Genomic DNA, 6384 nt, shown 5'->3' with positions numbered 1-6384 from the left:
ATTATGAGCCCGCATATAAGCACGCAGTCTGACAAAATTAACGAAGGGTATTGTGCAATAGGAGGAGTCCATATAAGGCGTTTTAACGCCGAAAAACCAGAGTTATTAGATATCAGTGGTTAGAAGTTAGATTAGATTGTGCCTACGCATAGTTAAATTGATATGCTCATCCGTAGGCGTGAAATTTATTTCGCGCGAATAAGAATAATAAGTTCTTGTATAAAAGAAAAACTACATGGAAGATTTTCGATAGCTGATAGTTTGCAACTTACCTCCATTTTCCTACCGTTCATCGTCCCCAAATGTCAGGCTGTGTAATGTTATGTAAAGTCTGTTGAGCAAAACTTAACGTGGTGCTTGAATTACACTCATAAATAGATGTTTTTCAGGTTTTTAGAATGAATTGGCAATATAAGCCGAGTTTATTGGCTTTAAGTGTAATTTTGCTAAGTGCATGTGCTAGCCAGCCGACTCACAATGAACGAGTCGCTGAGCTTGAGGCCTTACCAAGTACATGGCAGCAATTACCTACGGACAACAAAATTCTTGCTGTTGAAGATAACTGGTTGCAGCAATTACACGACCCTCAAGTTTTTACTTTAGTTGAGCAAGCATTAGCCCATAACCAAGCGATTTTACAAGCGGGTTATGATGTCGCGATTAAAGAACAGCAGCTTATTGCTGCTGGGGCTGATTTATGGCCAAGCCTTGATTTATCAACACGTGCGAGCCGTAGTAAAGATAACCGCCCTGTTAGTTATAATAACGCCAGCTCAGCATCATTAGAATTAAGCTACGAAGTTGATTTATGGGGCAAATTGTCGGCCTCAGAACGACAAGCAAATCTTGAATACCTAGCTGAAAAAGCCACATTTGCGCAAAGCAAACAACAATTAGTTGCTGATGTAGTAGCGGGTTGGTTTGATGTTATTACGAACCACAAGTTACTTGAGCTATATAAGCAGCGTGAGCAAAACGCTGAGAAAAATTTAGATATTATTGAGTCAGGTTATCGCCAAGGTTTAAATGAAGCACTTGACGTTTACCTTGCTCGTAATGAGCTAAATACTGAGCGCTCGAATATTGCTGCACAGCAAGCAACGTTAACTAAATCAATTCGTGATTTAGAGCGTTTAACAGGCCAATATCCTGCTGGGGCATTATCGGTTAGTGCCGATTTGCCACTACTTGAGAACACAATTCCTTTGGGTTTACCTTCAGAGCTTATCACCCGCAAGCCAGCGTTAATGGCAAGCTGGTATCAGTTGTTAAGTACCGATGCGGGACTTGCTTACGCGCACAAACAACGTTTTCCGAGCTTAAATCTTTCAGCATCTATCAGTGATAGCACAGATAGAGTGAGTGATTTATTTTCGCCTTCAAGCTTAGCTTGGTCACTGATAGGTAGTATTTCAATGCCGCTTTTTGAAGGTGGTCGCTTAAAAGCCAATGAAGAGCAGGCAAGGCTTAGCGTTAAACGTCAGGAGCAAGCTTACCTTGCCACACTCTATGATGCATTTAATGAAGTTGAAACTGCAATCAGTCAAGAGCAAGCCTTGAAAGTGCGTTATGAAAAAACCTTAGAAGCAAAAGAAAATGCAATTGCCGCAGAGCGTTTGTCTTTTGAGCAATATCAAAGTGGTTTAGTAACATACACTACAGTGCTTGATGCGCAAGATCGCTCTTTTAACGCGCAAAGCTCTGTTATCGAACTGAAAAACCAACTTATTAAAAATAGAATCAACTTACACATTGCCCTTGGCGGTGACTTTAGTGAAGCAAATAGCGAAGTAGCAGAGCAATAATCATGAATACTAAGACACGTAAAATATTAATTCCAGTTATTGTCATTGTAGTGACGGTATTACTCGTCATGTTTATTAAAGGTAACCCGCCGCAAGCAAATCGTTTTTCTTCACCACCGAAAGCGAAAGTAAATGTGGCTGTTAAAACTCTAACACCAGAAACTTATCAAGTAATGATTGATAGTTTTGGCACCGTAAAGCCACGTACGCAAAGTATGCTAGTCGCGCAGGCTTCAGGGCAAATTATCGAAATTAGTGAGCAATTTCGTGAAGGTGGCTTTTTCGAAAAAGGCGATGTGTTGTTGCAACTAGATGATAGAGATCACCGCGCCGAAGTAAAATCAGCACAAGCGACGTTATTAACCGCTGAGCAAAGCTTACTTGAAGAGCAAGCTCGTGGTCGTCAAGCAATTACTGATTGGGAGCGCTTAGGCAAGGGTGAACAAGCAAGTAGCCTGGTACTTCGTAAACCACAATTAGCAGCAGCCGAAGCCAGTGTGTTGTCTGCGCAAGCGACACTTGAAAAAGCGAAGCTTGATTTAGAGCGTACAAAGATCACTGCTCCATACGCGGGGCGAGTTTTAAGTCGCAGCGTAGACTTAGGGCAAGTGGTGAGTAATAACATGGAACTTGCTAGCATTTATGCGATTGATAGCGTTGAAATTCGCTTACCAATCAAAAATAAAGATTTGCCGTTCATTAACTTACCAGAGCAGTTTCGTGATGGCGCTAAAAATAGCGCCGGTTCACTCGTTAAATTCAGCTCAGATCTCGTTGGCAAACAGTATTGGCAAGGTCAAGTTATACGCACCGAAGGGGCTATAGATGAAAGTGCACAGCAGCTTTACGTGGTTGCACAAATTAACGATCCTTACCAAGCAACGTCAGCGAATCAATACCCAATCAAAATTGGTCAGTATATCAAAGCGCAAATTACCGGTAAGGCGATAGAGAATGCCATTGTTATCCCAAACAGCGCAATTTACCAAGGCACGTACGTTTATGTTGAAGAGCAAGGTGTACTGCGTCGTAAAAATATCTCACTGGCTTGGCAAAACGCTAACCAAGCCGTTGTCGCTGATGGTTTGACTGCAGGCGATAACTTGGTGATTACACCGCTTGGTCAAGTGAGTTCTGGTACACAAGTTACCGTTATGGGTAGCGAAGAGTATCAAGCGACAAGAGCAAAAGCTAAGCGCCCAAACAATCAACAGCCGCCTAAAGAGCAAGGAGCGCAATAATGATTGCTTGGTTTACAAAGAATCATGTTGCAGCAAACTTATTGCTGATCAGCATATTATTAGCGGGTTTATTTAGCGTTTCGACGCAAATACCACTTGAGGTGTTTCCATCGTTTGAGTCTGACCGAATTAGTGTCAGTGTATCACTTCGAGGATCAACTCCTGAAGATGTTGAAAAAGGGGTATCGATTCGTATAGAAGAAGCAGTTCAAGATCTTGAGGGAGTTAAGCGTATCACTAGCCGCTCTTCTGAAGGCTCTTCTTCGGTAAGTATTGAAGTTGAGACTGGGTATGATCCAAGAGAGCTGTTAGCTGATATTAAAAGTCGGGTTGATGCAATTAACACCTTTCCGGTCGATGCTGAAAAACCAATTGTTTCGCTTGCTGAGTGGAAGCGCGAAGTAATCGCCGTGACTGTTTCAAGTATCTATGGTGAAAAAGAAACGCTTGAATATGCCGAGACTGTACGCGATGAGCTTCTACGTTTGCCAAGTGTAACTCAAGTTGAGTTAAGCGGAGTGCGTGATTACGAAATTGCCATTGAAGTAAGCCAAGACACTTTACGCCAATATGATTTACGCTTATCGGACATTTCTTCAGCAATTAGCAATTCAAGTACAGATGTTTCAGCTGGTAACTTAAAAACCGAAGGGGGAGATGTACTCATTCGTTCAAAAGGTCAAGCTTATCGCAAAGACGAATTTGCTAACATAGTGGTAAAAAACCAAGCTGATGGCACTATTATTCGTTTAGGTGACATTGCTCGTATTAGCGATGATTTTGAAGAAACCCCAGTGCGTACTCGATTTAATGGTAAGCAAGCTGCATTTATTGATGTGTATCGTATTGGCCCGCAAAGTGCGATTGAAGTTGCTGATGAGGTAAAAAACTATATTACTGAGCATCAAAGCCAACTACCAGAAGGGTTTGAATTAAGTTATTGGGATGATGACTCAGAAGTTGTAAAAAGCCGAATAGCAACGCTTACTAGTAACGCAATTCAGGGCGGGATTTTAGTCCTTGCGCTACTCACCTTATTCTTGCGTCCTGCCATAGCATTTTGGGTATTTATTGGCATTCCTGTGTCGTTCATGGGCGCGTTTTTAATGATGCCAATATTTGGTATCACACTTAATGTAATCAGCTTATTTGGTTTTATTTTGGTGCTAGGTATTGTTGTTGACGATGCCATTGTGACCGGTGAAAACGTCTACACCCACCTAAAAACTGCAGAGAGTGGTGAGCAAGCCGCTATTCGTGGAACGCAAGAGGTGGCAACTCCGGTAACATTTGGTGTTCTCACGACTGTTGCGGCATTTTTACCTCTCGCTTTTATTGAAGGTGCTCGAGGCGCTATATTTGCACAAATTCCAGTAGTAGTTATTCCTGTTTTACTGTTCTCTTTGATTGAGTCTAAGTTTGTATTACCAGCACACTTAAAATACTTAAAGTTACGCCATGAAAAGGGCGAACCATCGAAACTAGAGCGCCTTCAACAGCGTTTTGCCGATGGCTTTGAACACGCAATAATGAAGTATTACCAACCATTATTGAATCTAGCTTTAAAGAATAAAATGGCTACGGTTAGCTTATTTGTTGGGATTTTTGTAATTATTGTTACCTTGATCACAAGTGGTTGGACTAAATTTACCTTTTTCCCACGTATTCCAAGTGAAACTGTACGTGCATCCGTAACTTTCCCTGCCGGAACACCGTTTGAAGTGACCAATAAATACGTCATTAAAATGTCAGACAAGGCAAAAGAATTACAAGATAAATACCGCGATGAAGAAGGTCAAAGTGTAATTCTAAATATTTTGGCAACCACAGGTGGCCGTGGTGGTTCGTCAAATACCGGTAGTGTTAGATTTGAGATTATGCCAGCAGAAAAGCGTGAATCAGATATAGGCTCACGGGAGCTTGCCAGCGAATGGCGTGATCTTATCGGTATTATACCGGGTGCAGAGAGTGTAACTTTCCGTGCTGAGTTTGGCCGAACATCTAGCCCGATTGATGTACAGCTAAGCGGTAGCTCAATCGACACTCTCGAAGCTGTTGCTGAAAAAGTTAAAGTACGTTTATCGACCTATCCAACAGTGTACGAAATTGCAGATAGCATGTCAGATGGTAAAGAAGAGTTGCAAATTGAGCTGACAGAGCAGGGGTTAGCGCTTGGATTAAATCGTGTTGATGTATCGCAGCAAGTGCGTAATTCGTTCTTTGGTGCGCAGGTACAGCGCATTCAACGTGGGCGCGACGATGTGCGCGTAATGGTACGCTTACCGATTGAAGAGCGTCGCTCGGTTGCAGACTTAAAAGATATACTTATTAAAACACCTGCTGGTGGTACTGTGCCGCTTTCGCATGTGGCGACCTTAGTACCGGGGCAAAGCCCATCGTCTATTTATCGTATTGACCGCTATCGCACATTGAACGTAACAGCCGATGTTGAAAAATCAAATACCAATATGACGGTACTGCAAGCAGACTTAAAAACCTACTTAGATGAGCTAATGGTGCAATACCCAGGTGTTGATTACACACTAGAAGGTGAAGCCAAAGAGCAGCGAGAGTCATTTGGTTCACTCGCTTGGGGCCTGGTGTTTGTATTTTTTATTATTTATGCGTTATTAGCGATACCGTTTAAGTCGTATACCCAGCCATTGATCGTGATGAGTGTTATTCCGTTTGGCATGATAGGTGCGGTAATGGGCCACTGGGTAATGGGTATGGAGTTAACCATTATGAGCTTACTTGGCATGTTAGCCTTGATAGGCGTGGTAGTGAATGACTCTCTAGTACTGGTTGATTTTATCAATAAGAAGCGTGAAGAGGGCGGTGATTTACTGGAAACCGTTAAGCTTGCAGGGGCAGCACGTTTTCGCCCTGTTATGCTAACCAGTTTGACCACCTTTATTGGTTTAATGCCGCTGTTATTTGAAAAAGCAACGCAAGCACAATTCCTTATTCCAATGGCTGTAAGCCTTGGCTTTGGCATTATCTTCGCAACGCTTATTACCTTGCTATTAGTGCCAGTTAATTATCTATTAATGGAGCGCCTTCAGGGATGGTTTAAGTAGGGGGCGATAGGTTGAAAGCATGTGTGTTGGGTAGAGTGAAGTGAAACCCAACACACAGGAGCTTTCAGCCGTCAGCTATCAGATAAAACAAATAAGTTAGCGAGTTAGCAAGAGGAAAGAAGTTAGTTAGGTATATGGACTCTGCCTGTAAGGCAAGAAAATTCAAAGTGTAATTCGATGTATATTCGGCCTTATTTTAGGGAGCTATCCTGAGACTTTATGGCTTTATCTACTGTATTTAGTTGAGGAGGCGCTTAC

General features: G+C 42.3%; 3 protein-coding genes. All 3 read left to right on the top strand.

Annotated features, from left to right (window positions below):
* The first annotated feature begins 398 nt into the window (after positions 1 to 398).
* Genes HUS62_RS20210 through HUS62_RS20200 form a run of 3 tightly spaced genes read left to right on the top strand, consistent with a single transcriptional unit; the run spans position 399 to position 6126 of the window.
* On the top strand, positions 399 to 1805 hold the full coding sequence (locus tag HUS62_RS20210) for an efflux transporter outer membrane subunit (RefSeq protein WP_175080927.1): 1407 nt from the start codon (positions 399 to 401) through the stop codon (positions 1803 to 1805).
* A gap of 2 nt (positions 1806 to 1807) precedes the next feature.
* Positions 1808 to 3046 carry an efflux RND transporter periplasmic adaptor subunit gene (locus HUS62_RS20205; RefSeq protein WP_175080926.1) on the top strand — a complete coding sequence of 413 codons (1239 nt, stop codon included), beginning with the start codon at positions 1808 to 1810 and terminating at the stop codon, positions 3044 to 3046.
* On the top strand, positions 3046 to 6126 hold the full coding sequence (locus HUS62_RS20200; protein WP_175080925.1) for an efflux RND transporter permease subunit: 3081 nt from the start codon (positions 3046 to 3048) through the stop codon (positions 6124 to 6126). The genes HUS62_RS20205 and HUS62_RS20200 overlap by 1 nt, the downstream gene beginning before the upstream one ends.
* Positions 6127 to 6384: the final 258 nt, after the last annotated feature.

This window comes from Pseudoalteromonas sp. 0303, assembly GCF_013349995.1.
Taxonomy (GTDB): Bacteria; Pseudomonadota; Gammaproteobacteria; order Enterobacterales; family Alteromonadaceae; genus Pseudoalteromonas.
Note: the sequence above shows the minus strand (reverse complement) of the source record. Positions and strands in the feature narration are given on the sequence as shown.